Consider the following 26501-nt stretch of genomic DNA (forward strand, 5'->3'; position numbering starts at 1 on the left):
AGTCTAGAGCGAGGTGACGGCGGGCACCGGCCAAGTGCTTCTGAATATCGGCCAAAGTGTCTTCACACCTGACGTTGACTCGCGCAAAACTGCGAAGGAACGACACCCAGTTCCCGGCGGAACATGTCGCTGAAGCTGCTCGGCGAATAGCCCAGTTCCCGGGCAATCGTGCTGACCGCCACGCCCTGGATCAATTCTGCCGCCGCCGTCGCCAGTTGCACCTGTCGCCGCCATTGCGCGAAGCCCATGCCCAGGCCGTCCTTGAACAGCCGCGCGAGGGTACGCACGCTGGCCCCGGCATTTTCCGCGTGCTGCTCGAAGGGGATGTCCAGCGAGGGCGCGGCCATGACCGCCTGACACAGGTTCATCAAGCGTCGGTCGGACTCATCCGGTAACGGGATTTTCAGCCGCGAACGCCTGGCCCGCCTGAGCTCCAGCAGTGCCAGACCGACCAGCGCTTCGTAATACTCGGGCGCGCCATCATCGCCCTGCTCCACCAGCCCGACGATCAGCTCTCGCAGCAGCCCGCCGACTTCAATCACCTGAACACTGTCGTCCAGCGTGGCGGCCAGCGAGGGGCGCAGGTAGATGTTGCGCATCTGCAGGTCCGAGACCACGCGAATCCCGTGGGGCACGCCCGGCGGCAGCCACACCGCCCGTTGCGGCGGCACCACCAGCGCCTCAAAGGGCGTTTCGACCCACATGACCCCGCTCATCGCGTACAGCAACTGGCCCCAGTCATGCTCGTGCGGCTCGATGTACAAGCCACGCGGGTAAGTGCGCGCCAACGGTTGCACGGGGACATCGGTGTCACTCAGGTCTGGAGGAGCAGCAAGGGCCATGGGCAATGATCATTGGGGAATTCAGGTGTTTGCATGGTAACGAGCCACTGGCATTGTCGCCACTGGCGGCAGCCGTCCGCCAATCCAAGTGAATTTTCCGCTGGCCCGACGATCCTTCTATTACCACAGGGAGGAATACGGGCTTTATGAACAACGCAAAACTTTTCGTCATTGAATACACCCTTCATGGCGTTCCCAAGTCATTCATCATCCGCCTGGACAAAATGGACAACGCGGAAGCTTGGCATTGGGCCAGTTGTGATGCCGGCGTCGGACGAATCCCTCGCTTTGGCCGAGAGAAGGTGCAAAAAACCAGCAAGCCGCTGGCGGAAAAGTTCGGGATCGAAAACGTGACCTGGCGACCGGCTGGCTGAAGCTCGAAAAAGGGGAAAACAGACAAAAAAAAGTGGAGCCAGGGCGGCTCCACTTTACGTTTTACGTTGATGAGTTATTTGCTGTGGGCGCACTTGCAGCCTTTGCTCGCACACGCTTCGCCATGTTCGTGGTGCTTGGCGCACGCTTCACAGCAATAGTGCTTGCCGTGACGCGCGATCGGATGTTCGCCCAGTTTGCATGAGCATTTGGGGCAGTCGCAGATACTGTCACTGCTGATCATGAGCCTGACTCCATGGGTGGTGGTCGTCGGGTGCGCAATCGCTGGCACCGTCCTGACAGTGTAGGAGTTGGCCGGGGTTTCAGCGTCAGGCCTGACGGGTGTTGCTGCGGTACATGAAGAACAAGGCCAGCGCGAGACACGCCATTGCCACCATCCGGCTGCTCGACAACTCGATCGCCGGGTTGCCCAGCCAGCCGAAGTTGTCGATCAACATCCCCATGCCCAGTTGCCCGAGAATCACCGCCACGGTCGCCACCGCCGTGCCGACGCGCGGCACCGCGCCGACCATGACCATCATGTAGACCACGCCGAACAGCGCGCCGCTGAGCTGCCATTTCGGCACGTCCAACAGGCTGACGGCATGCGCCGGCTCAAAAAACAGGATCAGCAAACCGGTGACCACCGCACCGACCGCAAAGGTCAGCAAACTGCTGCGCAACACACCAACCGTTTCGCCCAGACGTCCGTTGATCGCCGCCTGGACACTCAACACCGCACCGGCGGCCACGACCACCGCCAACAAAATAATCAGATTCATCATTAACCCCGAGCGATCAGAACAAGTGCCGCGACAATCAGCAGCAAGGCCAGCCAACGTTCACCGTTGACCTTTTTGCGCGTGGTGCCGAACCAGCCGAAGTGGTCGATCAACACGCTTTTGCCGACTTGCCCGGAGAGGATTGCGATCATCGTCATGGCAATGCCGATGTGCGGCGTGGCCAGGGTCAGCACCACCACGTAGATCGGCCCCAGGAAACCGCCGATCAATTGCCAGCGCGGCAAAGTGTTCAACGCCGGTCCCTGTTGCTTGCCGCTGAACAACAGCAGCAAAAACAGAATCGCCGAACCCACGCCGAAGATGCTCAACGTCGCCCATAAATGCCCGACCTGAACCCCGAGCGGGCCGAGCAGACCGGCTTCCACGGAAAGCCCCATGCCGGCCAGGATCACCAGCGGCAGCAGCAACAGGCGCAGCCCCGGTTTAGTGGTCGGCGCGGCGACAACGCCAACGTCGTCGATTGAAGAAGTGTGCATGAGGGGGACACCTACCAGTTATCAGATAGAACACGCCCCCTGTGGGAGCGAGCTTGCTCGCGAAAGCGCCGGAACATCCAACATCAATGTGACTGACAAATCGCTATCGCGAGCAAGCTCGCTCCCACAGGGTTTCTGTTCTCAGTGGAATTGGCGCGCATTATCGGCTGGCGATCCTTTGCGATAAATGGGAGCATCCTGACAACACTTTTGCGCAATCCGCACAGCAGGATGAATCATGCACGGCCTCAACGAACTGGGATTCAAGGCACTCCGGCTGTTTGTCGCGGTACTCGACCATGGCAGTTTTTCCGAAGTCGCCCGCCGCGAAGGCCTGGCGCCCTCTTCGATTTCCCGGCAGGTCCAGTTGATGGAACAGGCCTTGAACCAGCAATTGCTCTATCGCCACACGCGCGCCGTCACGCCTACCGAAGCCGGGCGCATGCTGGGGCATCACGCGCGACTGGTGCTGGTGCAACTGGAAGAGGCCGAGCAAGCCTTGCAGGAACAGCAAAGCGAACCGAGCGGACTGGTGCGGATCAACGCGCCAGTGGTGTTCGGGCAGCGTCATCTCACGCCGTGGCTGGGGCAGCTGTGCGAGCGCTACTCGAAACTGCAACTGGATATCCAGCAGACCGACAGCTACATCGACCCGTTACAGGAAGGCGCCGACCTGCTGTTTCGCATCGGCCCGCTGCATGATTCGAGCATGCAGGCGCGCATCCTCGCGCCGCACCGGTTTCAAGTCGCCGCCAGCCCGGCCTATCTGCAACGCCACGGCACGCCGCGACATCCCGAGGATCTGGCGGCGCATCAATGCCTGGCCTACAAAGGCGTGACGGGCCAACAGCGCTGGTTTTTCCGCCAGGATCAGCAGGACTGGACGCCCTACTCGGTGAAAGGACCGATCACCGGCAATCACGCCGACACACTCACCCAGGCCGCTGAACAGGGGTTGGGGCTGGTGATGTTTCCGTCGTGGTTGATTGGTGAGGCGGTACGCAACGGCACGCTGGTGCCGGTGCTGGGGGACTATCAAGTGTCCAACAGCCTTGAGCCGCAGCAGATTGCGGTGCTGTGGCCCGGTAGTCGGCGCTTGTCGGTGAAGGTCAGGACGGTGATCGATTTCTTTGTGGAATGCTTTGGCGCGGTGCCCTACTGGGACAGACCCTGACACCGATAAGCCCTGTGGGAGTGAGCCTGCTCGCGATAGCGGTCTGTCAGTCAAATCGATGTAGGATTTACCACCGCTATCGCGAGCAGGCTCGCTCCCACAGGTTCCGTTCCTGTACTTCAGATACGGAACTGGCCGACCAGTTTGCCCAGGCGCTGACCGAGGTCGGCGAGGCTGCGCGAGGTCTGGGCGCCGAGTTGTGTTTCGTCGGCGACACTGTCCACCGCCACGGCGATCTGGTGCACGCTGCGGTTGATCTCTTCGGCCACGGCGGTCTGTTCCTCTGCCGCGCTGGCAATCTGTGCGTTCATCGAGTTGATGGTGGCGATCAGTTGGGCCATGGTGTCCAGCGACGCACCGGCCTCATTGGCCTGGGCCGAGGTGCCATCGCCCGCTTCACTGGAACGACGCATTGCTTCCACCGCCGATTGAGTACCGGCCTGCAAACGGTCGATCATGCCCTGGATTTCCTGGGTGCTGATCTGCGTACGACTGGCCAGTGCCCGCACTTCGTCGGCCACCACCGCAAAACCACGTCCCGCTTCACCGGCGCGCGCGGCTTCAATCGCGGCGTTCAGCGCCAGCAGGTTGGTCTGCTCGGCAATCGAGCGAATCACTCCCAGCACGCTGACAATCGACGACACGTCTTTTTGCAGACTGTCGAGGGACACGCCGCTTCTGCGAATGTCATCCACCAACGCATGAATCTTCACAATGCTGCCCGCCACCACACGCTTGGCGGCCTGGCCTTCCTCGTCGGTTTGCTGGGCGGCGACCGCCGCGTTTTGTGCACTCTTCGCCACTTCCTGCGCCGCCGCCGACATTTCGTTGATCGCCGTGGCGACCTGATCAGTCTCGTGACGCTGACGCTCCATAGCCTGATCCGAACGCTGGGCCTGATCGGAGACCTGAGTCACCAGGCCGGTCAGTTGCGAGGTCATTTCGGTAATCTGGCGCACCAGACCGTGGATCTTGTCGACGAAACGGTTGAACGAGCCGGCCAGTTCGCCGAGTTCATCCTGGCTGGTGATGGTCAGGCGACGGGTCAGGTCGCCCTCACCCGCCGCGATGTCATCGAGGTTGGCTTTCATCAGGTTCAGCGGACGCAAAATGGTGTTGGCCAGCAGCATCCCGGCGGCTGCGATCACCAACAGCACCACCACCGCAATCCCGACGATGCTCAGCACCACGCCTTCCATCCGTTCCTTGACCTTGGCCTCCACCAGGGCGACTTGCGCTTCGATGCCGTCAAGGTTGACCGAAGTGCCGACCGCCATGTCCCACTTGGGCAGGTAGTCGGTGTAGCCGAGCTTGGGCACCAGCACTTGGGTGTTGCCAGGCAGTGGCGAGCTGTATTGCAGGTAGTGAGTGCCGTCCTTGGCGACTTTGACCAAGTCGCGATTGACGTAGACGCCGTTCGGGTCGCGGTTGTCCTTGAAGCTCTGGCCCACGCCATCGGGACTGTTGGCCTTGAACAGGCGCACGGTGTTGGAGTCGTAGCCGAAGAAGTAGCCTTCCTTGCCGTAGGTGATGCTCGACAGCAGCTTGATCGCCTGGGCCCGCGCCGCGTCATCGCCCTGGGCGGCCGCGTCGTACAACGGTTTGATCGTGGTCATGGCGACCGCGACGTAGCTTTGCAGGGTGGCCTTGGCGTCGCTGAGCAGGCGCTCGCGCGTTTCTTCGACTTCCTTGCGAGCCTGTTCTTGCAGAATGAACAACGTGGTCAGGCTGATGACCAGCGCAAAGAGCAACACCGGGAGGACGGCAAGGGACAGGACTTTAGCCTTGAGGCTCATGCGCATGACGGTTCACTCTTTTGATTTTATTGGCGTGGTTAAAGGCTTTAACGGCACGCCGGACCAAAAGTTGAATCCGCAGGAAAGTAAGCAAGCCCCCTGTGGGAGCGAGCTTGCTCGCGATAGCGGGGTGTCAGCCAACATCAATGTTGGATGTACCGCCGTCATCGCGAGCAAGCTCGCTCCCACAGGGGTGATGTGACTACAAAATCATCGCGGCGACCCAGCCGAACGCCAGCAGCGGCAAGTTGTAGTGCAGGAAGGTCGGCACCACGGTGTCCCAGATGTGGTGATGCTGGCCGTCGATGTTCAGGCCGGAGGTCGGGCCCAGCGTCGAGTCCGAGGCCGGCGAACCCGCGTCGCCCAAGGCGCCGGCCGTGCCGACGATGCACACGATCGCAATCGGGCTGAAGCCCAGCTGCACGCACAACGGCACGAAGATCGCTGCCAGGATCGGCACGGTGGAAAACGACGAGCCGATGCCCATCGTCACCAGCAGGCCAACCAACAACATCAGCAATGCCCCCACGCCTTTGCTGTGATCAATCCACGACGCAGAGGCCTCGACCAGCGTTTGCACCTCGCCGGTGGCCTTCATCACTTCGGCAAACCCTGACGCGGCGATCATGATGAAGCCGATCATCGCCATCATTTTCATGCCTTCGGTGAACAGGTCGTCCGTGTCGCGCCACTTGACGATACCCGAGACCGAGAAGATCAGAAAACCGACCAGCGCACCGATGATCATCGAGTCCAGCAACAACTGAATGATGAACGCCGCCGCAATGGCGACACCGGCGACCATCAGGCTCAGCGGGTTGTACTCCACCGCGACTTGCTCGACTTGCTCGATCTTTTCCAGGTCGTAGACGCGCTTTTTGCGGTAGCTGATAAACGCCGCCGCCAGCCCCACGACCATGCCCAGCGCTGGAATGCCCATGGCGTGGGTGACGTTGATTCCCGTGATGTCCACGCCGCTGCGGGCCACGTTGGCCAGCAGGATTTCATTGAGGAAGATGTTGCCAAAGCCCACCGGCAAGAACATGTACGGCGTGATCAGGCCGAAGGTCATGACGCAGGCGATCAATCGGCGATCCAGTTGCAGCCGGGTCAATACATAAAGAAGCGGCGGCACCAGCAATGGAATAAAGGCGATATGTATCGGCAGGATGTTTTGCGATGCGATCGCGACCACCCAGAGCAGACCGATCAGCAGCCACTTGACCTGGCGGCCACCGCTGGCGTGCTGGCGATCAACCATCGCCAACGCTTTGTCCGCCAGCGCATGGGCCAGGCCGGACTTGGCAATCGCCACCGCAAACGCCCCGAGCAAGGCGTAAGACAACGCCACCGTCGCGCCGCCGCCGAGGCCGCTGTTGAAGGCTTTGAGGGTGGCGTCGATGCCCAGGCCACCGGTCAAACCACCCACCAGCGCGCCGACGATCAGTGCGATCACGACGTGCACGCGGGACAGGCTGAGGATCAGCATGACGCCGACCGCAGCAATTACAGCATTAATCATCGTTACCTCAAGGCAAGCGAAATGAGCTCAGCCGGCAGTCTGCGAAGAGCCGCCAGCGGATCAAGGAATGGGTTTTATTAGAGGGCGCGCACTTTGAAGGAAGCCGCCGCAAGCTGCAACCCTCAAGAAAGTCGATCGTGCGCCGTTATAGTGCAAAGTCTCAGATATTTATCGAATAAAGGACGTCTCCATGTCGATCAGACAACTTTCCATTCAATGGAAAATCACCCTGCTGGCCGGGCTGTGCCTGGCCGGCATCGTGACCCTGCTGGTGGGTCTTTCGCTGTACCGCATGGAGCACAGCTCCGAGATGGTGAAAGCCTCAAGCATGGAGATGCTCACCGAAGCCGCACAGGCCCGGATTGAGTCCCAGGGAGAAAACCAGGCGCTGGGGATTCGCCAGCAGTTCATGGACGCCTATCAATATGGCCATGGTTTTTCGCGGCAGGTGCTGTTCCTGCGCGATCAGGCCGAGAAGCGTTTTCTGGACGCCTTCGACCTGCGTGAAGACCTGACCCGCCAGGTCAAATCGGCGCTGCAGGCCAACCCGGAACTCCTCGGTCTGTCCCTGGTGTTCGAAGCCAACGCGCTGGATGGCAAGGATGAGCTGTTCGCAGGCCAGGCGGAGCTGGGCAGCAACGACAAGGGGCGTTTTGCCCTGTACTGGTCGCAACCGACGCCGGGCAAGGTCACCTCCATGGCGCTGCCGGAAAGTGACATGGCCGACACCAGCACCGGCCCCAGCGGCGAGCCGGCCAACGCCTGGTTCACCTGCCCGCGCACCACGCTCAAGCCCTGCGTGATCGAACCGTACTTCTATGTGATCGACGGCCAGAACGTACTGATGACCAGCATCGTCTTCCCGCTGATGGTCAACGGCAAAGTCATCGCTTCGCTGTCGGTGGACATCAACCTCAACAGCCTGCAAGCCATGAGCCAGGGCGCCAGTAAAAAACTCTACGACGGCCAGACCAGCGTCAGCATCATCAGCCCGGTCGGCCTGTTGGCCGGTTACAGCCCGGACGCCAGCAAACTCAGCCAGCGCCTGGACGCCGTGGACAAGACCAACGGCGCCGAGCTGATTCGCCTGCTCGCCGCCAGCAGCAAAACCGAAAGCCTGCACAGTGATCATCAACTCAAAGTGCTGTCGCCGTTCCTGCCGATTCCCGGTGGCAAGTCCTGGGGCGTGTTGCTCGACGTGCCGGAAAAAGTCCTGGTCGGCCCCGCCGAGACCCTGAAAAAACAACTCGATGACAGCAACCGGTCCGGCACGCTGGTCGAGCTCGGCCTGGGCGTGCTCGCCGCGCTGATTGGCTTGTTGCTGGTGTGGCTGATGGCGCGCAGCGTGACCAGGCCAATCCTCGGCGTGGCGCACATGCTCGAAGACATCGCCAGCGGCGAAGGCGACCTGACCCGGCGCCTGGCCTATGACAAACAGGATGAACTGGGCCAGTTGGCCGGCTGGTTCAACCGTTTCCTCGACAAGCTGCAACCGATCATCGCCGAGGTCAAACGCTCGGTGCAGGACGCGCGCAGCACGGCGGACCAATCTGCCGCCATCGCCACCCAGACCAGCGCCGGCATGGAGCAGCAATACCGCCAGGTCGACCAAGTGGCAACCGCGTCCCACGAAATGAGCGCCACCGCCCAGGACGTTGCCCGCAGCGCGGCGCAAGCGGCACAAGCGGCAAAGGAAGCGGATCAGGCGACTCGCCGAGGCTTGACAGTGATCGATCAAACCACCAACAGCATCGACACCCTCGCCGCCGACATGAGCGCGGCGATGGTGCAAGTCGAAGGCCTGGCGGCGAACAGCGAGAAAATCGGTTCGGTGCTGGAAGTGATTCGCGCCATCGCCGAGCAAACCAACCTGCTGGCGCTCAACGCTGCCATCGAAGCGGCCCGGGCCGGTGAAGCCGGGCGTGGTTTTGCCGTGGTGGCTGATGAGGTGCGCAACCTGGCGCGGCGCACTCAGGAGTCGGTCGAAGAAACCCGACTGGTGATCGAGCAGTTGCAGAGCGGCACCCAGGACGTGGTCGGGTCGATGAACAACAGCCATCGCCAGGCCCAAGGCAGCGTCGAACAAGTGGGTCAGGCGGTCACCGCGTTACGCCAGATTGGCGAGGCCGTGACGGTGATCAGCGACATGAACCTGCAGATCGCCTCGGCGGCCGAAGAGCAAAGTGCGGTGGCCGAGGAGATCAACAACAACGTGGCAACGATTCGCGACGTGACCGAATCGCTGTCGGGGCAGGCGAACGAGTCGGCGCGGGTGAGCCAGTCGCTCAACAGCCTGGCGAATCAGCAGCAGGGCTTAATGGATCAATTCCGCGTGTAACCCGATTTAATGCCCACTAAAGATCCAATGTGGGAGCGGGCTTGCTCGCGAATGCGGTGTTTCAGCAACAGAGATGTCGACTGAAACACCGCTTTCGCGAGCAAGCCCGCTCCCACAGGATATTCAGCGCTTGGGTAATTGAATGATTACTTTAAGGCCGCCCCACTCACTCTCCTCCAGCCTCAACACCCCGCCCCACGAATCGACAATGTCGCGCACGATGCCCAATCCCAACCCGTGTCCGTCGGTCTGTTCATCCAGCCGCGTACCCCGGCTGAACACCTGATCACGCTGCTCCACGGGAATGCCCGGGCCATCGTCTTCCACACTCAACAAAAACCCTTCAGCCATCTCGACCACGCTCAAGCGAACCTCCGCATCCGCCCATTTACAGGCGTTGTCCAGCAGGTTGCCCAGCAACTCCAGCAAATCCTCGCGATCCCACGGCAACTGCAAACCGCTGGGTGCCCGGTAGCTGAGGTCCAGGTGCTCGCCGTGAATCATGCGCAACGTCGCCAGCAAACCCGGCAGCTGCGCATCGCAATCAAACAAGGCCCCCGGCAGCGCATCGCCGGACAACCGCGCGCGATTGAGTTCGCGATTAAGGCGCTGCTGAACCTGTTCCAGTTGCGCCTTGAGGGTCTTGCGCAACTCGGGATGAGCGTCGAGTTTTTCGCTCGACGCCAGGCTCAGCAACACAGCCAGCGGCGTTTTCAACGCGTGCCCCAGGTTGCCCAGGGCGTTGCGCGAGCGCTTGAGGCTGTCCTCGGTGTGCGCGAGCAAATGGTTGATCTGCGCCACCAGCGGCTCCAGCTCCACCGGCACCTGATCGTCGAGTTGCGAGCGCTGGCCCTGTTGCAGCTGGGCGATTTGCTCGCGGGCCTTTTCCAGCGGACGCAAGGCGCGACGCACCGTGATCCGTTGCAGCAACAGAATCAGCAGCAGCCCCGCCAACCCCAGGCCAATCCCGACCTGTTGCATGCGCCGAAAACTCTCGCGCACCGGGGTGTAATCCTGCGCCACGCTAATCGAAATCGACTGGCCGAGCCGCCGATAATCCGAACGCAGCACCAGCAACTGCTGACCTTCGGGCCCCAGTTGCAAGTTGCTGTGCAGGCCCGGGTGGTCAAGGCTCGGCATCTCCTGGTCCCACAAGGAACGGGACCGCCAGTGCTTGTCAGCAAAATCGATGCGGAAGTAATGCCCGGAAAACGGCCGTTGATAGGCCGGCGACAAGTGCCGTTCATCCAGCTGCAAGCCTTGCGGCCCGCGCACCAAGGCCACCAGCAAATTTTCACTGTCGTCACGCAGACCGGCTTCGAGGTAACGCTGCAAGCCCATTTCAAACAGCCACAGGCTGGTCTGCGCCAGTACCAGGCCGACCACCACCATCACGCTGATCAGGCCCAGGCTCAAGCGGCGCTGGATCGACCTCACCGGGCTTGCTCGCCGAACAGGTAACCCTGGCCGCGACGGGTTTCGATGACGCTGCGCCCCAGCTTGCGTCGCAGGTGATTGACGTGCACTTCGAGCACGTTGGAATCGCGCTCGGTTTCACCGTCGTAGAGGTGTTCGGCGAGGTGGCTTTTGGAAAGGATTTGTTCGGGGTGCAACATGAAATAACGCAGCAGACGAAATTCAGAGGCGGTCAGCTGGATGTCGGCGCCGTCGCGGGTCACGCATTGACGGCCTTCGTCCAGATGCCAACCGGCGGCCTTGAGCGTTGGCTGATTGGCCTGGCCGTGGGAGCGGCGCAATAACGCCTGGACGCGCAGGTGCAGTTCTTCGGGGTGGAACGGCTTGGTCAGATAATCGTCGGCGCCGGCCTTGAGGCCTTCGATGCGTTCGGCCCAGGAATCGCGAGCCGTGAGGATCAGCACTGGCGTCATCAGGCCGCCGGCGCGCCATTGCGCCAGCACCTCAAGCCCCGGCAAACCTGGCAAGCCAAGGTCGAGGATGATCAGGTCATACGGTTCACTGCTGCCCTGATACACCGCGTCGCGGCCATCGGCCAGCCAATCCACGGCGTAGCCCTGACGGTTGAGCCCGGCCATCAATTCGTCGGCCAGGGGCACATGGTCTTCCACCAGCAACAATCGCATCGGTCAGTCTTCCTTGTCTTTGAGCAAGCGGCCAGTGGCGGCTTCGATGTCCAGTTCGCGGACCACGCCTTGGGCGGTCAGCAACTCGACTTCATAAATGTAGACGTCGTGTTTTTCTTCAAGCTCGGCTTCCAGCAGTTTTGCCCCCGGATAGCGGTCCAGCGCCTGTTGCAACAGTTGCTCCAGCGGCAGAATAACGCCGCGCTGACGCAGGCGCAGGGCTTCGTCCTGATCCAGGTCACGCGCCATGGCCACCGAACAAAACGCCAGCAACAGCAGCGCCATGCGTGAAAATGAAAGCACCTTCATTACGTATCCTGATGATCCTTGAGCAGCTGGCCGCTGACCGCGTCTAATTCCATGTCCCACTCAATGCCTTGTGGGTCGCGCAGCTCAACCTGATAGATGTACTTGCCGTACTCTTCTTCCAGCTCGGTTTGAGTGATTTTGGCGCCGGGGTGTTTGGCCAGAGCGGTGGCGTTGAGCTTCTCGAAAGACACAATGGTACCAGCGTCGCGCAAACGCAGGGCTTCGTCGGGGCCCAGGTCACGAGCGTGGGCGAGGCTGGCGGTCATGGCGATGAGGGATGCGGTGAACAGGGCAGTCAGGATTTTCATAGGGGGGGCTCCGTATTTTCTTATGTGTTGGCTACGCGGGCCACCTTAGCGAGCTGAACTTAACTGAAACTGAATTGCCATCATTGAAGTGGCACCTCGACATCAACTACCTGCACAAAAACCTGTGGGAGCGAGCTTGCTCGCGATGGGGGGCACATCCAGCATTGATGTTGGCTGACAGACCGCCATCGCGAGCAAGCTCGCTCCCACAGTTAATTTGTGGCGTTGCCTGACCTGTTTATAATCCGCCCGCTTGCCAATTATCGAGACCGGTATGACCGCCATCCACATCAAGTTCCCTGCCCTGACCCTCAAGGCCGGCCCGCGAGCCTTTGCGCGCATCCGTAAAAACGGTTTGAGCGCCGCCGATGTCGGCACGCTGCCCGGAGCCGCTGGTGGGCCGAAAGCGTTGGGGATTCAAGGTCTGGACCTGGCGTTGTTCGGCGAATGGTTGCCGGCCGCACCTCGAGAACGCTCGCTGATTGGCGCCTCGGTGGGTTCCTGGCGCTTCGCCAGCGCCTGCCTGCCGGATGCCGCCGAAGGCATTCGACGCCTCGGTCATCTCTACACCGGGCAAGATTTCGCCAAAGGCGTGACCATGGCGCAGATCAGCCAAAGCTCCCGGCGCATGCTCGATGAACTGTTGGACGGTCGCGATGCGTCGATCCTGAGCAACGCCCATTACCGACTGAACATCATGGTGGTCAAAAGCCACGGCCGGCTCGCGGACGATCACCGCGGCATGCTCGGGCTGGCGCTGGGATCGGTGATCGCCGACAACCTGCGCGGTCGCGCGCGACTGTCGCGGCATTTCGAGCGACTGATCATCCACGACCCGCGCCTGATGCCTCCGGTCAATGCGTTGAACGACTTCCCGTCGCGCTTCGTCGCGCTCACTGCCGGCAACCTGCGCCAGGCCCTGCTCGCCTCGGGCTCAATCCCGATGGTCATGGAAGGCGTGCGTGATCTGCCGGGTGCCGGCGCCGGGACGTTCCGCGATGGCGGTCTGCTGGACTATCACCTCGACCTGCCCTACAGCGGCAACGACATCGTGCTGTACCCGCACTTCACCGACCGGGTGATCCCCGGCTGGTTCGACAAGACGCTGCCGTGGCGCCGCGCCTGCCCTGCGCGTTTGCAGGATGTTCTGCTGCTGGCGCCGTCGAAGGACTACCTGGCGCGCCTGCCCTACGGCAAGCTGCCGGACCGCAACGATTTCAAACGCTTCATGGGCGATGCACCGAGCCGGCAGAAATACTGGCGAGCGGCGATGGATGAAAGCCGCCGTCTGGGCGACGAGTTCCTCGAACTGGCTGCCAACGGTCGCCTCGGCGAGCGCTTGCTGACCCTTTAGTCAGTGTTTTGCCCAGAGCTCTGGTAAACTCGCCGCCTGCCCACATCGCCGCGGCGATCGCCACCTGACAGAGCTGAAAATCACTGTGGAAATCTTCAAAGAGTTTACGTTCGAATCCGCCCACCGCCTGCCTCACGTGCCGGAAGGCCATAAGTGCGGTCGCTTGCATGGTCACTCGTTCAAAGTGGCGATCCACTTGAGCGGCGACCTCGATCCGCACACCGGCTGGATCCGCGACTTCTCGGAAATCAAGGCGATCTTCAAGCCGCTGTACGAGCGCCTGGACCACAACTACCTGAACGACATTCCCGGCCTGGAAAACCCGACCAGCGAAGTGCTGGCCAAATTCATCTGGAATGAATTGAAGCCCCTGCTGCCGGAACTCAGCGCGATCCGAATCCATGAGACATGCACCAGCGGCTGCATCTATCACGGCGAGTAAACCGACCTGAAACAACACATCCCCCTGTGGGAGCGGGCTTGCCCGCGATAGCGGTGTCAGTCACATCACACTGAATGTCAGACCTATCGCGAGCAGGCTCCCCCCCACAAGGGGCGAATGCGTTTCGTCAGTGATACAGAGAATAGCCTTCGTGGCTGTTTTTTTTTGCCTATGCTTTTTGGCTTGCACCTGCCAAGAGGACCCGCGCATGACTGACTGGCCACTGCCCCAGACCTATCGCTTCAACGGACACTGCGTTCGCTACGCCGTACGGGGCGACGGCCCGCCGCTGGTGTTCGTGCATGGCACGCCGTTCTCTTCCTGTGTGTGGCACCGGATCGCGCCGCATTTCATCACCACGCACCGGGTGTACTACTTCGACCTGCTGGGCTATGGCCAATCCGCAAAAATCGATGGCGATGTTTCACTGGGGGTGCAAAACGTCTTGCTGGCGCAGTTGCTCGATCACTGGGGGCTGGAACGGCCGGATGTGGTGGCCCACGATTTCGGCGGCGCCACTGCGCTTCGCGCGCACCTGCTCAACGGCAAGGACTATCGCAGCCTGACGCTGGTCGACCCGGTGGCGTTGACGCCGTGGGGTTCGCCGTTCGTCCAGCATGTGCGCCAGCATGAAGCGGCGTTCAGCGGCCTGCCCGATTACATCCAGCGCGCCATTGTGCCGGCCTATATTCGCGGGGCGATCAAGCGCGACATCAGCGATGAAGAACTTGCGCCCTATGTGCAGCCGTGGCTGGGCGATCCGGGGCAAGCGGCGTTCTATCGACAAATTGCTCAAATGGATGAGCGTTATACCCGTGAGGCCGAAGCGCTGTACCCGACGGTCCGCTGCCCGGTGCAAATCCTGTGGGGCGAAGACGATCAGTGGATCCCCATCGAGCGTGGATGGGCGCTGCAGCAGATGATTGCCGGAGCACAATTCCACCCGATTCCCAATGCCGGGCATTTGGTGCAGGAAGATGCGCCGGAGGCGATTGTTGCGGCGTTGCTGCGTTTTTTGCCCCTGATCCAGTCCCCCTGAAGAAACCAATATCCCTTGTGGGAGCGAGCCTGCTCGCGATGGCGGTGTATCAGTCGGCATTTATGTTGCCAGGTACGCCGCCATCGCGAGCAGGCTCACTCCCACAGGGGTTGTGTATTCCTGCAGATGCACTGCTCTCTTGCCTTCGCGCGCACCAAACTTGCCGGCTCGACTATAAATAACTGCATCCCTCGGCACGTCTCTCATCCAGCAAGGAATGCCGCATGACGCAGAACGATCCGGGCAACGACTGCCCCCTCGGCGAAGTGACAATTTGCCGTGGGTCGCGCCGCTGGCAGGGATTGCCGCTGCCGCGTTAACGTATGTGTTATTCACCAGCGTCCCGGGTGCCCGGGTCGCTGAAGCGCCATGACAAGATCTATAAAAGGATTCGCCTGATGCACATCATCAACGCCCGGCTGCGCAACCAGGATGGCCTGCATGAGTTGCACCTGGAAAACGGTCTGATCCGCACGATTGCCCGTCAGACCGAAGCCCCGACCCTGGGCCCCGATGACCTGGACGCCGGCGGCAACCTGGTGGTGCCGCCCTTCGTCGAGCCGCACATTCACCTCGATGCCACCCTCACCGCCGGCGAACCGCGCTGGAACATGAGCGGCACCCTGTTCGAAGGCATCGAGTGCTGGGGCGAGCGCAAGGTGACCATCACCGAGGAAGACACCAAGACACGCGCCACTAAAACCATCCAGACCCTCGCCGCCCACGGCATCCAGCACGTGCGCACCCACGTCGACGTCACCGACCCGCAGCTCACGGCGCTCAAGGCGATGCTCGAAGTGCGCGAGCAAAGCCGTCACTTGATCGACATGCAAATCGTCGCGTTCCCCCAGGAAGGCATCGAGTCGTACCGCAACGGCCGGGAATTGATGGAGGAAGCGATCCGCATGGGCGCCGATGTGGTCGGCGGCATTCCGCATTTCGAGTACACCCGGGATCAAGGCGTCAGCTCGGTGAAATTCCTGATGGACCTGGCCGAGCGCACCGGCTGCCTGGTGGACGTGCATTGCGACGAAACCGACGATCCGCATTCGCGCTTTCTGGAAGTGTTGGCTGAAGAAGCCCGCAGCCGCGACATGGGCTCGCGGGTGACCGCCAGCCACACTACGGCGATGGGCTCTTACGACAACGCCTACTGCGCCAAACTGTTTCGCCTGCTCGGGCATTCGGGCATCAGTTTTGTCTCCTGCCCCACCGAAAGCATTCACCTGCAAGGCCGCTACGACAATTTCCCGAAACGCCGCGGCGTAACGCGGGTCAACGAGTTGCTCGAAGCGGGGATGAACGTGTGTTTCGGCCAGGACTCGATTGTCGATCCGTGGTATCCGCTGGGCAACGGCAACATTTTGCGGGTGCTCGAAGCGGGTCTGCACATTTGCCACATGCTCGGTTACCGCAACCTGCAAAGTGCGCTGGATCTGGTCACCGACAACAGCGCCAAAGCCATGAACCTGGGTGATCGGTACGGGCTGGAACAGGGCCGGCCGGCGAATCTGTTGATCCTGTCGGCGGACAGCGACTACGAGGTGATTCGCAGCCAGGGCTTGCCGCTGTATTCGGTCAGGGAGGGCAAGGTGTTGATGAAGCGGACGATGCCGGTGGTGGAATGGCCGGGGCAACTCTAAAACTGCAGTGATCTTGAAGGCCCCATTGCGGGCAGGCTGGCTCCCACATTGGGATTTGTGAATGACACAGATTCAATGTGGGAGTGACGCTGCGACGATTCGACTTGCCCGCGATGACGGCCGACAATTCAATCCATCAACCGAGCCGTACCAAACAGCCTGACCCGACTCAATTCCCCATCCGCTTCCTCCAGTAAAATCGGCGCCGTGCCGCCCGGCATGACGACTTTCACCTCACCTGCCGCCACCCAGCCAACACGCCAAGCCGCACATGCCACCGCACTGGCGCTGGTGCCCGACGACGCCGTCGGCCCTTCTCCGCGTTCAAATACCCGCGCGGCGACTTGCCCTTCAGACGCAAGCATCGCCCACTGCAAATTCACGCCGGCAGGACACGGAGCCCCTGCCCCCGCCGGCTTGGCGTAAGCAATTCGCGTCAGGCCTTCGCACAGCCCAGGCTCGCGCATTTGCTCATTGCTCGGCAATGCGTCGGCGGTCTCCAAAAGTGTCACGCAATGGGGATTGCCAATGCGCACGAACTGGCTTCGAGACCATGCTGGATCAAGCGCCGACAACGGTTGCACATGGCTGACATCGCGCCCGTTCAACAGCGCGCCTTCAACCCGCTCAGCTCCCACCGCGCGCGGCCCGAACGAAGGTTTGCCCAGATCCAGCCAGAACCCTTTCACCCCCTCGACCTCGGCCGGCTTCACCGAAGTGCCCACGGGTGAAACCGCATCAGCCTTGTCGTGATGAACCCTGAGCAGACACGCCTCGTCCCAGGGCAGCAATCCTTGCTCGCTCAGGGCCTGAGAAAAAATCGTCAGCCCGTTGCCGCTGCGCTCGGCCAGGGTGCCGTCGGTGTTGACGATCAACAGATCAAACGGCGGCGACGATTGAAACGGCCCCACCAGCAGACCGTCGCAGCGATGGTCTTTGCTGCCCGGCGGTTGAGTGCCGGGACCCCAGGCGCAGAACGCCTCGATCGCCGCCAACGCCCAGTTTTCGCGGGTTTGCGCGGCGTCGCCGGCGAGTTGAGGCAGATCGATACCGCGTTCACGCACGGCGTCAGGCGCCATCACCGCATAGATATTGCCTCGAGCATCGTAGAACGGCGTCATGGATCGGACCTGAAGTCAGCCTGTAGAGAGCCTGTACTTTAGGCGACGGCCCGGAAAAATCACATCCGCCAGAACTGTTATGAGCATCCGCGCTTTTATCGCAAAACAGTTGGGAAGATCTGTCATTTATGACAGCAGACAAGCCGCAGTCCCGAGCCCAGAGTAAAAACTCGGGATCACCCTCGGAATACGCTCATGAAAAAGTTGGGGATACTGCCACTGCTTATCTCGCTGCTTCTAACCGGAGCGGCAACGGCGGACGAAGTCACACCGGTGCGCAATGGCAACGGGAAAGAAATCCTGTTGCAGGGATTCCACTGGAACTCCAGTCGCAACGAAACCGAAACATGGTATGCGGTACTGGCACACCTGGCTGGTCAGATCGGCAACGACGGCTTCACCGCCATCTGGATGCCACCGCCGTGGAAAGACACGTCCAGTTGGGTAGACGGCGGCAGCAACACGTCCGGTGGTGGTGAAGGTTACTTCTGGCGCAGCTTCGATAAAAACAGTCAGTACGGCACCGATGAGCAGCTCAAAACGGCAGCAGCGGCCCTGAATCGAGCGGGTGTAAACGTCGTTTATGACGTGGTGCCCAACCACATGGATGACACCAAGGGCGATGACCCGCTGTTCCCCAGAGGCCATGGGGAATGGCGTCACGATTGTGCCAAGTGCGACGAAGGCGATTCATTTATCGACGGTAATGCCGACCTGAACACCGGCAATTCTTTGGTGTTCGAGATCATCAAAAAAGAATTGCTCAACCTGCGCGACAACTATGGCGCCATGGGCCTGCGTTTCGACTTTGTTCGCGGCTACGCGCCGCAGACCGTGGACCGCTGGATGAATGCGTTTGGCAATTCGCAATTCTGCGTCGGTGAACTGTGGAAAGGCCCAAGCGAATACCCGTCTGACGACTGGCGCAGCAAGGCCAGTTGGCAGGATGCGCTCAAGGACTGGTCCAACCGCGCCCATTGCACCGTCTTCGACTTTGCCCTCAAGGAGCGCATGCAAAACGGCTCGATCGCCGAATGGCGACATGGGCTCAATGGCAATCCCGATCCAGCCTGGCGCGCGGCAGCCGTCACCTTCGTCGACAACCATGACACCGGTTATTCGCCAGGACGCTACGGTGGCCAACATCACTGGCCATTGCCTGAAGAACTACGCAATCAAGCCTACGCCTACATTCTCAGCAGCCCCGGGACACCGGCCGTGTATTGGCCGGACTTCTTTGACTGGCAACGCGGCGAACTCATCCGCCAACTGATAAAAATCCGCAGGGACGCCGGCATCAAGGCCGACTCACCGATCCGGTTTCACACCCAATATTCGGGGTTGGTCGCGACAACGACCGGGGACAACCGAAGCCTGGTGATTGCCTTGAGTTCGGACCTGACAAAACTTCCTCCGGGGCTGACCGATCCTGCGCTGACCCGGGACAACGGCAAAATCCGTCTCTGGAGCACGGCGCCTGAACAACCTGCCGTCAGTGTTCACTTCACCTGCGACTACGCCACGACCTACCCCGGCCAGAACGTTTATGCCGCAGGCTCGACACTTGAACTGGGGGCCTGGGACCCTGTCCATGCCGTGCCATTGACCTACAACCCCGAGAGCAAGCAATGGAGCGGTGTGATCGATCTGCCGGCAAAACAAGACATTCAATGGAAATGCATCGTGCGCAGTAACGATGCCCCGGGGACAGCGCGTTGGCAGCCGGGCGCCAACGTCAGCCTCACCAGCGAGGCAGGCAGAGAGACGCGAGGTGCGTTCTAGGCGGGTCATGAAAACCCTTCGAGGTCGCGGTGTGCTGCCTGATATGCAAGGATGTTGTCCTGCATTCTGTCAGCAACCCGCAACGCCAAGGATTTTCCATGACCGCCCTCAACACGCCCGCGCCCGTCATCCCCGGACGCCTGGAGCAGATGTCCACCCGCATCGCCTTCTTCATCGCAGGTCTGGGCATTGCCGCGTGGGCGCCGTTGGTGCCTTACGCCAAGGCACGGGCCGGGCTGGATGAAGGCACCCTCGGTTTGCTGCTGTTGTGCCTGGGGGTCGGGTCGATTCTGGCGATGCCGATGGCTGGCCTCCTTTCCACGCGTTTCGGCTGCCGTCGGGTCGCGACCGGAGGAACGTTGTTGATCTGCGCGGCGCTGCCGTTATTGGCGACGGTGTCGTCGGTGCCTGCGTTGATCGCCACGCTGTTCATGTTCGGCGCGGGCCTGGGCACGGTGGATTCGACGGTGAACCTGCAGGCAGTGATCGTCGAACGAGCCAGTGGCAAGCACATGATGTCGGGGTTTCACGGGATGTTCAGCCTCGGCGGGATCGTCGGCGCGGCGGGTGTCAGCGCCCTGCTCGGCCTCGGCCTGTCACCACTGAGTGCCATGTTGGTGGTGATTGTCGTGCTGGTGCTGGCCTTGCTCAAAGCCGCGCCGCACCTGTTGCCTTACGGCAGCGAAAGCTCGGGACCGGCGTTTGCCGTGCCTCATGGCATCGTGTTGTTCATCGGCGGTATGTGTTTCATCGTCTTCCTGGCCGAAGGCGCAGCGCTCGACTGGAGCGCCGTGTTTCTCACGCAGGAACGCGGGATCGACACGGCCTATGCCGGGCTGGGCTACGCAGCGTTCGCCCTGACCATGACGGTCGGACGCTTGACCGGTGACCGGATTGTCCGGCGTCTGGGCTCGACACAGGTGATTGTGTTCGGTGGGCTAACCGCGGCCGTAGGCCTGGCATTGGCCACATTCGCTCCGGCGTGGGAAGCGGCACTGGTGGGTTATGCGTTGCTCGGTGCCGGATGCTCGAACATTGTGCCGGTGCTGTACACCGCCGTGGGCAAACAGACAGTGATGCCCGAACACATCGCCGTGCCGGCCATCACCACGCTGGGCTACGCGGGGATTCTCGCCGGCCCGGCGGTGATCGGGTTTATCGCCCATGGCAGCAGTTTGAGTTTTGCCTTCGGGTTGATGGCGCTGTTGCTGGTGGCCGTGGCCATTGGCGGCAAGGTGTTGAAAGCCTGATAACGCTATCGCCAGCCTGCTGGCTCCCACAGAGAATCTTCAGTGAACACAAATGCTGTGTGTAGCAGAGATCAATGTGGGAGCCAGCCTGCTGGCGATGAAGTCACCTCGGTCCGTCAGAACCCGACACTGGCCTGCACAAAGAACGTGCGCGGTGCCCCGACATACATCCCCGAGTTGTTGTCGCTGGAGCGAGTGAAGTACTGCTTGTCGAAGATGTTCTTCACCCCCACGCCGAGTTTCAGGTTCGACAGCTGCGCGCCGAAGTCATAGCCACCGCGTACGTTCCAGGTCACGTAACCCGGGATGTCACCGAACTGCCCGTCCGCTGTGCCTTCAGTGATGTAGTTGCCATTGAAACTGCCATCGGCATTGACGCCCGTACCCGGCGAACGCTGCTTGGACTGGGCAAACGCATCGAGGTTGTAGGTCCAGCGATTGATGTCATAACGAAGCCCGGCGGTGGCCACCTGACGCGAATAGAACGGCAGGTCACGGCCCTTGAAGCCTGGAATCTCACCTTCATACGTCGCACGGGTGTAGGTGAAACCGGCGTTGGCGGTCAGGCCGTCGAGCATCGGATTGAGCGCAGCCAGGTCGTAATGCACGGAGGCTTCGAGGCCCTGGTGCTTGGTCGCGCCGAGGTTGGTCCAGCCCACATCGTTGCTGATGTATTGCAGTTCGTCATCGAAGTCGATGTAGAACAGCGTCACTTCCCCGCCCCACACGTCATCGTTGTAGCGCGTGCCAACCTCATAGGTCTTGGCCTTCTCCGGGCTCAGGCCGTTGGCGGTGCTGTCACCCACGCCACCCTGACCCAACTGGAAATATTGCAGGCTGCCGAACGACGTCTCGTAGTTGGCGAACAGCTTCCAGGCATCGGACACGTGATACATCACGCTCAGGGCCGGCAACGGTTCGTTGCTTTCGATGCTGCGGTTCTTCTCCGGTACGCGTTTGCCAGCAGTGTCGAGCACGGCGCGGTCGTGCCAGTCGGTGCTGATGTGCTCAAAGCGAATGCCCGGCGTCACGGTCCATTTGCCGATGTCGATCTTGTCATCGATGTAGACCGAATTGGCCTCGGTGCCGCCGGTACGGTCCTGGAACACATGGCCGTCAGAGGTCGGTGTCAGCACCGGCTGATTGTTGACCAGCGCCACGCGGCTCGATTCCTCGTGCATCGCTTCTTTCAGGTAGCGATAACCGACGCTGGCTTCCTGAGTGGTCGGCCCCAGGTCGAACACATGGGACACCCGCGGCTCGATGCCGTAGGTGTAGTAAGTTCGCGGGTAAGAGCTGAGGGTTTTCTGGTCGCGAGCGGCGATATTGCTGCCGCGAAAGCTGTCGGTGTAGTAGGTCAGCACTTCGGCCTGGGTGCTGTCGTTGATCTGCCGCGCCCACTTGAACGACACGTCCTTGCGCCGACCGCTGAAGTTGTCGTGGTCGCGGTCGGACTGGAACGGATCGGCATCGTACTGCTTCTGGGTCAGGCCGCCGGGCATGTCCGCGCTGGCATCGTAGTAATGAACGTTGAGGCTGAAATCATCGACATCGGTCGGCGCCCAGTGCGTCTTGAGAATCACGTCGTCGATGTCGTTGCCGTTGTTGCTTTCACGATAGCCGTTGCCGCTCACACCGGAATACAACAGCGCCACGCCCATGCCGTTGTCCGCCGTGCCGCCGACAAATGCAGTGTCGATGTGTTTCCAGCCGCCGTGTTGGGAGGTTTCAAGCGTAGTGCCGATTTCGGCAGTAGCTTTCTCGGGGATCGCGCGGGTCACGAAGTTGATCACTCCTCCGACGTTTTGCGGCCCGTAACGTACGGAACCGGCGCCGCGAACCACGTCGATGCTGTCGAGGTTGCCGGAGGAGATCGGTGCCATCGACAGTTGCGGCTGGCCATAGGGCGCGAACGCGGCCGGCACGCCGTCGATCAGCACGGTGGAGCGTGGCGACAGGCGCGACGTCAGGCCGCGCACGCCGACGTTCAGGGAAATATCACTGCCGCCCGTGCCGTTGGCGTCCTGCACTTGCACGCCGGGCACACGCTTCAACACGTCGCCGACGTTCATGGCGCCCTGCTCGATCATCGCTTCGCGGCGGATCACCGTCCGGGCGCCGGGATGGTTTTGCACCACGGCGGCATCGGCGTCGCCAAGCCAGTCGCCGACCACTTTGATGTCAGTCACACCCAGTTCGATCGGACTGGCAGGCGCAGAAGTCGGCACGGGTGTCAGGGTCACCGAGCCTTCATCGATCTGATAGTGCAGGCCACTGCCTTGCAGCAATTGGCGCAAGGCCTGCTCCGGTGAGAGGTCACCGTTAACAGCTGGCGCTTGTTTGCCAGCGACCAGTCCAGGACTGAAAAAAACCTGCAACGACGTTTGTTGCCCCAACTCACTCAGGGCCTGGCCCAACGGCTGCGCCGGGATATGGATGCCATCAGCGGCAAATGCCTGGGGTAGCCCGGCACTGACGGCCAGGGCCAGGGAAAGGCGCAGCCAAGGTGAATTGTTGTTTTTAGCGGTGGTTTTCTTCACGTCGAACATTGTCCTGTAGATCGCAAACATGTGCGGCTGTTAATGCAAACCAGTTGCAGTTGGACAAGAAGACGATGAACTCAAAAAAAACCTGAATCGGTTTGGAAATTAATTGGAAATTATTTCCTGGCTGCCGTCATCGAGGGTGCGCACGGCCACCGGCAGGATGCTCGGCAAGGCCTTGAGCAGCGCGTCGGTGTTGTCGGATTTGAATACGCTGGTCAGGCGCAAATGGCCCACGTTGTCGTTGGCGACCGTGAGGGGTTTGTCGCGGTAGCGCGAGACTTCGGCGGCGACTTCGCTGAGGCTGGCGTTGTTGAACACCAGTTTGCCGCTGCGCCAGGCCGTCAGTTCTGCCGGGTTGACCGTGTAGGCAGCGGCCACTTGGCCCTGGGCATTGATTTGCGTGCCGAGGCCCGCGGTCAGGCTGACGACATCCGGCCCTTGTCCCTGAACCTTGACCGTGCCCTGCTCCACCGCCACGCGGGTTTGCGAGAGGTCGCGGCGCACATCGAAACGCGTGCCGGTGACCGTGACCTTGCCACTCCCCGCCTCGACCACGAACGGCCGGCTGCTGTCGTGCTCGACGCTGAACATCGCTTCGCCTTCAGTCAGCTCGATGCCGCGTCGGTCTTGTTCGTAGCGTACCTGAACGCGGCTGCGGCTGTTCAAGTCGATCACCGACCCATCGGGCAACGCCACATGGCGACGCTCGCCCAACGCCGTGGAAAATTCAGCCGTGTACGTCGCTGGGTGATTCAAACCGCTGAACAATCCCAAACCCAGCGCCACCGCCGCCACACCCGCTGCTACCGCATAACGCGCCAACAGCGAGCGCCTGCGATGGGTTGGCGGGGTTTCACACAAGGCTTGCAGACGCTTGGCTGGCACCAGATCAGCCGCCGTCCACAAACCTTGAAGCAATTGGAATTCATCGCGATGCTGAGGGTGTTCGTCCAGCCAGGCTTCGAAACGCCGGTATTCCTTGAGATCCATCGCAGGTTCCTGCAAACGCACAAACCAGCGCGCCGCATCATCACGAACCGTTGTTTGCCCGCACGCACAATCACGAGTATCCATCATGGAAGTTCCTGTTTGGCTGGGGGTGAGCAGGCGTGGCCGATCATGGCTGCAATCCGTCGAGGCGGTCGCGCAGATGCCGCAGGGTGCGGATCATATACTTTTCCACCATGTTCTTGGACAGACCCAGGCGTTCGGCGATTTCAGCCTGGGTCAGGCCTTCGATCTTCTGCCAGACAAACACTTTGCGGCAATTGAGCGGCAGCTCGGTGAGCGCCTGTTCGATGGAGTCCGCCAACTGGATCGCCTGCATGAACTGCTCCGGGTCGCCTGACGACGACACACTGTGATCAATCGCCTGCGACTCCATGGCGCCCCGCCGGTCCTCACGTCGATAACCATCGACCGCAATATTGCGCGCGGTCTGGTGCAAATACGCCCGGGGTTGTTCCACTGCCGCTGAATCGGACTCAAGCACCCGCACAAAGGTGTCGTGGGCCAGATCCTCGGCCTGCTGACGATTTCTCAGGCGACGGGTCCAGGTGCCAACCAACTCTTCGTAATGCTCAAAAAAGCTGTGCCTGCGAGGCAGCTTGGGGATCATTGTAGTGTGCTGTGGAGACGAGGCGTGAATAGTAATGCTTCCTATTAAGGAGAAGCAATGGATTCCATCTCGCCCGCGTCGCCGTCAGTCAGCCAAACCAACGGCCCCCGTTGCAGGGGCCGTCGTCAATCAATAAATCAGTGCGCGATACACACCGATTTCAACTCGGTATACGCCTCGATCACCGCGCGACCGAACTCGCGCCCCATGCCCGATTGCTTCACCCCACCAAACGGCATCGCCGGGTCGAGCAGCACGTGGGCGTTGACCCACACGGTGCCGGCTTCGATGCGTGGCACCAGGTTCATGGCTTTGCCCAGGTCGTTGGTCCACAGGCTGGCGGCCAGGCCGTAACGGTTGTCGTTGGCCAGGGCGATCACGGCGTCTTCGTCGTCGAACGGCATCACCCCCAGCACCGGCCCGAACACTTCTTCGCGGGCCACGGCCATGCTGTGGTCGATGTCGGCCAGAATGGTCGGCTGCACGTAGAAGCCCTCGCCTTCCAGCAACTCACCGCCCGCCACCACGCGCGCGCCTTCGCGGCGCGCCAGTTCGATGTGCTTGAGCACGCTTTGCTGTTGCTTGCGCGACACCAGCGGGTTGATCGCTGCATTGCAATTCATGCCCGCGCCAATCGGCATTGCCGAGACGGCTGCCGCCAGCGCCTCGACGAACTGATCGTGAATCGAGCGATGCACATAGAAGCGCGACGCCGCCGCGCAGACCTGGCCGTTGTTCAGCAGGCCGCCAAGGATTGCGCCCTGCACTGCTTTCTCGACGTCGGCATCGGCGAGCACGATCATCGGGTTTTTGCCGCCCAGTTCCAGCGAGAAGCGCGTCATGTTTTCCATGCACGCCACGCCAACGCTTTTGCCCACCGCCGTGGAGCCGGTGAACGACACTTTGCTCACCAGTGGATGCGCGGTCAGCACGCCGCCGACCGAAGCACCGCCACCGGTGACAACGTTGAATACGCCGGCCGGAATGCCCGCTTCAAGCGCCAGCTCAGCCAGGCGCATTGCCGTCAGCGGCGTTTCCATGGCCGGTTTGATGATCACCGTGCAACCGGTGGCCAAGGCAGGCATCAGTTTCCAGGCAGCGATCAGCAGCGGGAAGTTCCACGGCACGATGCCGACCACCACGCCCACCGGCTCACGCTTGGTGAACGCGGTGAACTTGGCGCCTGGTGGCAGCGGGATCGACACGTCGAAAGTCTGCCCTTCGATCTTGGTCGCCCAACCGGACATGTAGCGCATGAACTCCACGGTCGCATTCAAATCCAGCGCGCGGGCCATGTTGATCGACTTGCCCTGGCTCAGGGTTTCCAGCTGCGCCAGCTCTTCGGCATGCGCCTCGACCAGCGCGGTGAAGTTCAGCAGGATGCGTTCGCGGTCCGCCGGACGCAGGCCCGACCACACACCGGACTTGAACGCCTTGTGCGATGACTGCACGGCTTGCTCGACCACATCCAGCGGCGCATCCAGGGTTTCGCACAGGGTTTGCCCGGTGGCCGGGTTGACCACGGCAATGGTCGGGCCGTCGGCCAGTACCCATTGACCGTCAATGAAGCAGCCATGACGGCGGTCGAGGAAGGCAGCCACCTGCGGCAGAATTTCAACGTTGCTCATAATTCACCTGTCGTTCAAACGAGTGGTTCAGCCAGA

24 protein-coding genes and 3 pseudogenes are annotated in these 26501 nt (G+C 61.3%); 11 read left to right on the forward strand and 16 right to left on the reverse strand.

The window, feature by feature from the left end:
- Window positions 1-62: 62 nt before the first annotated feature.
- Entirely contained in the window at window positions 63-842 is a 780-nt protein-coding gene (locus ACM6I0_RS07275; protein WP_414921871.1) for an AraC family transcriptional regulator, read from the reverse strand.
- Window positions 843-988: 146 nt separating this feature from the next.
- Between ACM6I0_RS07275 and ACM6I0_RS07280 the strand changes: the two genes are divergently transcribed.
- The gene (locus ACM6I0_RS07280) at window positions 989-1216 is read left to right on the forward strand and encodes a DUF6555 family protein (protein ID WP_090186063.1); all 228 of its coding nucleotides are present in this window, start codon (window positions 989-991) and stop codon (window positions 1214-1216) included.
- A 74-nt stretch (window positions 1217-1290) separates the two neighbouring features.
- On the opposite strand, the gene ACM6I0_RS07285 is transcribed toward ACM6I0_RS07280, so the two are convergent.
- The 3 genes from ACM6I0_RS07285 to ACM6I0_RS07295 all read right to left on the reverse strand — a co-directional run bounded on the left by ACM6I0_RS07285 (window position 1291) and on the right by ACM6I0_RS07295 (window position 2493).
- A complete protein-coding gene (locus ACM6I0_RS07285) occupies window positions 1291-1458 on the reverse strand; it encodes a metallothionein (protein WP_285436009.1) in 168 nt (55 codons plus the stop codon).
- A gap of 85 nt (window positions 1459-1543) precedes the next feature.
- Window positions 1544-1996, reverse strand: a complete 453-nt coding sequence (locus tag ACM6I0_RS07290; RefSeq protein WP_414921872.1) for a DMT family transporter — start codon at window positions 1994-1996, stop codon at window positions 1544-1546.
- A gap of 2 nt (window positions 1997-1998) precedes the next feature.
- The gene (locus tag ACM6I0_RS07295; RefSeq protein ID WP_285436012.1) at window positions 1999-2493 is read right to left on the reverse strand and encodes a DMT family transporter; all 495 of its coding nucleotides are present in this window, start codon (window positions 2491-2493) and stop codon (window positions 1999-2001) included.
- Window positions 2494-2731: 238 nt separating this feature from the next.
- On the opposite strand from ACM6I0_RS07295, the gene ACM6I0_RS07300 reads away from it, so the two are divergent.
- The gene (locus tag ACM6I0_RS07300) at window positions 2732-3667 is read left to right on the forward strand and encodes a LysR family transcriptional regulator (protein WP_414921873.1); all 936 of its coding nucleotides are present in this window, start codon (window positions 2732-2734) and stop codon (window positions 3665-3667) included.
- 119 nt (window positions 3668-3786) lie between these two features.
- On the opposite strand, the gene ACM6I0_RS07305 is transcribed toward ACM6I0_RS07300, so the two are convergent.
- Entirely contained in the window at window positions 3787-4608 is an 822-nt protein-coding gene (locus ACM6I0_RS07305) for a methyl-accepting chemotaxis protein (protein ID WP_414921888.1), read from the reverse strand.
- An 84-nt stretch (window positions 4609-4692) separates the two neighbouring features.
- Window positions 4693-5469, reverse strand: a pseudogene (locus ACM6I0_RS07310) (cache domain-containing protein); the annotation flags it as partial.
- On the opposite strand from ACM6I0_RS07310, the gene ACM6I0_RS07315 reads away from it, so the two are divergent.
- A complete protein-coding gene (locus ACM6I0_RS07315) occupies window positions 5468-5665 on the forward strand; it encodes a hypothetical protein (protein WP_414921874.1) in 198 nt (65 codons plus the stop codon). The pseudogene ACM6I0_RS07310 and the gene ACM6I0_RS07315 overlap by 2 nt on opposite strands.
- On the opposite strand, the gene ACM6I0_RS07320 is transcribed toward ACM6I0_RS07315, so the two are convergent.
- Window positions 5666-6982 (reverse strand): Na+/H+ antiporter family protein, encoded by a 1317-nt coding sequence (locus ACM6I0_RS07320; RefSeq protein ID WP_285436185.1) that lies wholly within the window; start codon window positions 6980-6982, stop codon window positions 5666-5668. It abuts the gene before it with no gap.
- A 412-nt stretch (window positions 6983-7394) separates the two neighbouring features.
- Between ACM6I0_RS07320 and ACM6I0_RS07325 the strand changes: the two are divergent.
- Window positions 7395-8465: pseudogene (locus ACM6I0_RS07325) on the forward strand (HAMP domain-containing protein); the annotation flags it as partial.
- A gap of 303 nt (window positions 8466-8768) precedes the next feature.
- Window positions 8769-9323, forward strand: a pseudogene (locus ACM6I0_RS07330) (methyl-accepting chemotaxis protein); the annotation flags it as partial.
- A gap of 123 nt (window positions 9324-9446) precedes the next feature.
- On the opposite strand, the gene ACM6I0_RS07335 reads toward ACM6I0_RS07330, so the two are convergent.
- From ACM6I0_RS07335 to ACM6I0_RS07350, 4 genes are read right to left on the reverse strand one after another with little or no spacing between them, the layout of a single operon-like run.
- Window positions 9447-10760: a sensor histidine kinase gene (locus ACM6I0_RS07335; protein WP_414921875.1), complete on the reverse strand. Its 1314-nt coding sequence runs from the start codon at window positions 10758-10760 to the stop codon at window positions 9447-9449.
- The gene (locus ACM6I0_RS07340) at window positions 10757-11425 is read right to left on the reverse strand and encodes a response regulator transcription factor (protein ID WP_414921876.1); all 669 of its coding nucleotides are present in this window, start codon (window positions 11423-11425) and stop codon (window positions 10757-10759) included. The genes ACM6I0_RS07335 and ACM6I0_RS07340 overlap by 4 nt, the downstream gene beginning before the upstream one ends.
- 3 nt (window positions 11426-11428) lie before the next feature.
- Window positions 11429-11734, reverse strand: a complete 306-nt coding sequence (locus ACM6I0_RS07345) for a PepSY domain-containing protein (protein ID WP_285436021.1) — start codon at window positions 11732-11734, stop codon at window positions 11429-11431.
- On the reverse strand, window positions 11734-12042 hold the full coding sequence (locus ACM6I0_RS07350) for a PepSY domain-containing protein (protein ID WP_414921877.1): 309 nt from the start codon (window positions 12040-12042) through the stop codon (window positions 11734-11736). The genes ACM6I0_RS07345 and ACM6I0_RS07350 overlap by 1 nt, the downstream gene beginning before the upstream one ends.
- A gap of 274 nt (window positions 12043-12316) precedes the next feature.
- Here ACM6I0_RS07350 and ACM6I0_RS07355 point away from each other — a divergent pair, with 274 nt between their 5' ends.
- From ACM6I0_RS07355 to codA, 4 genes are all read left to right on the forward strand, one after another.
- Window positions 12317-13396 carry a patatin-like phospholipase family protein gene (locus ACM6I0_RS07355; protein WP_414921878.1) on the forward strand — a complete coding sequence of 360 codons (1080 nt, stop codon included), beginning with the start codon at window positions 12317-12319 and terminating at the stop codon, window positions 13394-13396.
- An 85-nt stretch (window positions 13397-13481) separates the two neighbouring features.
- Complete coding sequence (gene queD, locus ACM6I0_RS07360; protein ID WP_081744008.1) at window positions 13482-13838, forward strand: 6-carboxytetrahydropterin synthase QueD; 357 nt, start codon at window positions 13482-13484, stop codon at window positions 13836-13838.
- Between the two features lie 208 nt (window positions 13839-14046).
- Window positions 14047-14877 carry an alpha/beta fold hydrolase gene (locus ACM6I0_RS07365; protein WP_414921879.1) on the forward strand — a complete coding sequence of 277 codons (831 nt, stop codon included), beginning with the start codon at window positions 14047-14049 and terminating at the stop codon, window positions 14875-14877.
- A gap of 398 nt (window positions 14878-15275) precedes the next feature.
- The gene (codA, locus tag ACM6I0_RS07370; protein WP_414921880.1) at window positions 15276-16520 is read left to right on the forward strand and encodes a cytosine deaminase; all 1245 of its coding nucleotides are present in this window, start codon (window positions 15276-15278) and stop codon (window positions 16518-16520) included.
- Window positions 16521-16648: 128 nt separating this feature from the next.
- Here the strand turns inward: codA and ACM6I0_RS07375 are convergent, their stop codons facing one another.
- Window positions 16649-17641 (reverse strand): diaminopimelate epimerase, encoded by a 993-nt coding sequence (locus ACM6I0_RS07375; protein WP_414921881.1) that lies wholly within the window; start codon window positions 17639-17641, stop codon window positions 16649-16651.
- 195 nt (window positions 17642-17836) lie between these two features.
- Here ACM6I0_RS07375 and ACM6I0_RS07380 point away from each other — a divergent pair, with 195 nt between their 5' ends.
- Window positions 17837-19423 carry a glucan 1,4-alpha-maltotetraohydrolase domain-containing protein gene (locus ACM6I0_RS07380; protein WP_414921882.1) on the forward strand — a complete coding sequence of 529 codons (1587 nt, stop codon included), beginning with the start codon at window positions 17837-17839 and terminating at the stop codon, window positions 19421-19423.
- 98 nt (window positions 19424-19521) lie between these two features.
- A complete protein-coding gene (locus ACM6I0_RS07385; RefSeq protein WP_414921883.1) occupies window positions 19522-20673 on the forward strand; it encodes an MFS transporter in 1152 nt (383 codons plus the stop codon).
- A gap of 116 nt (window positions 20674-20789) precedes the next feature.
- On the opposite strand, the gene ACM6I0_RS07390 is transcribed toward ACM6I0_RS07385, so the two are convergent.
- The 4 genes from ACM6I0_RS07390 to ACM6I0_RS07405 form a co-directional block, all read right to left on the reverse strand.
- Window positions 20790-23213 carry a TonB-dependent siderophore receptor gene (locus tag ACM6I0_RS07390; RefSeq protein ID WP_414921884.1) on the reverse strand — a complete coding sequence of 808 codons (2424 nt, stop codon included), beginning with the start codon at window positions 23211-23213 and terminating at the stop codon, window positions 20790-20792.
- Window positions 23214-23321: 108 nt separating this feature from the next.
- Window positions 23322-24296 (reverse strand): FecR family protein, encoded by a 975-nt coding sequence (locus ACM6I0_RS07395; protein ID WP_414921885.1) that lies wholly within the window; start codon window positions 24294-24296, stop codon window positions 23322-23324.
- Window positions 24297-24336: 40 nt separating this feature from the next.
- The gene (locus ACM6I0_RS07400) at window positions 24337-24837 is read right to left on the reverse strand and encodes a sigma-70 family RNA polymerase sigma factor (protein ID WP_285436034.1); all 501 of its coding nucleotides are present in this window, start codon (window positions 24835-24837) and stop codon (window positions 24337-24339) included.
- A gap of 137 nt (window positions 24838-24974) precedes the next feature.
- Window positions 24975-26465, reverse strand: a complete 1491-nt coding sequence (locus ACM6I0_RS07405) for an aldehyde dehydrogenase family protein (RefSeq protein ID WP_285436035.1) — start codon at window positions 26463-26465, stop codon at window positions 24975-24977.
- Between the last annotated feature and the right edge of the window lie 36 nt (window positions 26466-26501).

The organism is Pseudomonas sp. IT-P294, from assembly GCF_949767865.1.
Lineage (GTDB): Bacteria > Pseudomonadota > Gammaproteobacteria > Pseudomonadales > Pseudomonadaceae > Aquipseudomonas.

Excerpts from the sequence above, each read along its gene's own strand:
- ACM6I0_RS07275 (WP_414921871.1), bottom strand. The coding sequence starts at position 842 with ATGGCCCTTGCTGCTCCTCCAGACCTGAGTGACACCGATGTCCCCGTG.
- ACM6I0_RS07280 (WP_090186063.1), top strand. The coding sequence starts at position 989 with ATGAACAACGCAAAACTTTTCGTCATTGAATACACCCTTCATGGCGTT.
- ACM6I0_RS07285 (WP_285436009.1), bottom strand. The coding sequence starts at position 1,458 with ATGATCAGCAGTGACAGTATCTGCGACTGCCCCAAATGCTCATGCAAA.
- ACM6I0_RS07290 (WP_414921872.1), bottom strand. The coding sequence starts at position 1,996 with ATGAATCTGATTATTTTGTTGGCGGTGGTCGTGGCCGCCGGTGCGGTG.
- ACM6I0_RS07295 (WP_285436012.1), bottom strand. The coding sequence starts at position 2,493 with ATGCACACTTCTTCAATCGACGACGTTGGCGTTGTCGCCGCGCCGACC.
- ACM6I0_RS07300 (WP_414921873.1), top strand. The coding sequence starts at position 2,732 with ATGCACGGCCTCAACGAACTGGGATTCAAGGCACTCCGGCTGTTTGTC.
- ACM6I0_RS07305 (WP_414921888.1), bottom strand. The coding sequence starts at position 4,608 with ATGACCTCGCAACTGACCGGCCTGGTGACTCAGGTCTCCGATCAGGCC.
- ACM6I0_RS07315 (WP_414921874.1), top strand. The coding sequence starts at position 5,468 with ATGACGGTTCACTCTTTTGATTTTATTGGCGTGGTTAAAGGCTTTAAC.
- ACM6I0_RS07340 (WP_414921876.1), bottom strand. The coding sequence starts at position 11,425 with ATGCGATTGTTGCTGGTGGAAGACCATGTGCCCCTGGCCGACGAATTG.
- ACM6I0_RS07345 (WP_285436021.1), bottom strand. The coding sequence starts at position 11,734 with ATGAAGGTGCTTTCATTTTCACGCATGGCGCTGCTGTTGCTGGCGTTT.
- ACM6I0_RS07350 (WP_414921877.1), bottom strand. The coding sequence starts at position 12,042 with ATGAAAATCCTGACTGCCCTGTTCACCGCATCCCTCATCGCCATGACC.
- ACM6I0_RS07355 (WP_414921878.1), top strand. The coding sequence starts at position 12,317 with ATGACCGCCATCCACATCAAGTTCCCTGCCCTGACCCTCAAGGCCGGC.
- ACM6I0_RS07365 (WP_414921879.1), top strand. The coding sequence starts at position 14,047 with ATGACTGACTGGCCACTGCCCCAGACCTATCGCTTCAACGGACACTGC.
- codA (WP_414921880.1), top strand. The coding sequence starts at position 15,276 with ATGCACATCATCAACGCCCGGCTGCGCAACCAGGATGGCCTGCATGAG.
- ACM6I0_RS07375 (WP_414921881.1), bottom strand. The coding sequence starts at position 17,641 with ATGACGCCGTTCTACGATGCTCGAGGCAATATCTATGCGGTGATGGCG.
- ACM6I0_RS07380 (WP_414921882.1), top strand. The coding sequence starts at position 17,837 with ATGAAAAAGTTGGGGATACTGCCACTGCTTATCTCGCTGCTTCTAACC.
- ACM6I0_RS07385 (WP_414921883.1), top strand. The coding sequence starts at position 19,522 with ATGACCGCCCTCAACACGCCCGCGCCCGTCATCCCCGGACGCCTGGAG.
- ACM6I0_RS07395 (WP_414921885.1), bottom strand. The coding sequence starts at position 24,296 with ATGATGGATACTCGTGATTGTGCGTGCGGGCAAACAACGGTTCGTGAT.
- ACM6I0_RS07400 (WP_285436034.1), bottom strand. The coding sequence starts at position 24,837 with ATGATCCCCAAGCTGCCTCGCAGGCACAGCTTTTTTGAGCATTACGAA.
- ACM6I0_RS07405 (WP_285436035.1), bottom strand. The coding sequence starts at position 26,465 with ATGAGCAACGTTGAAATTCTGCCGCAGGTGGCTGCCTTCCTCGACCGC.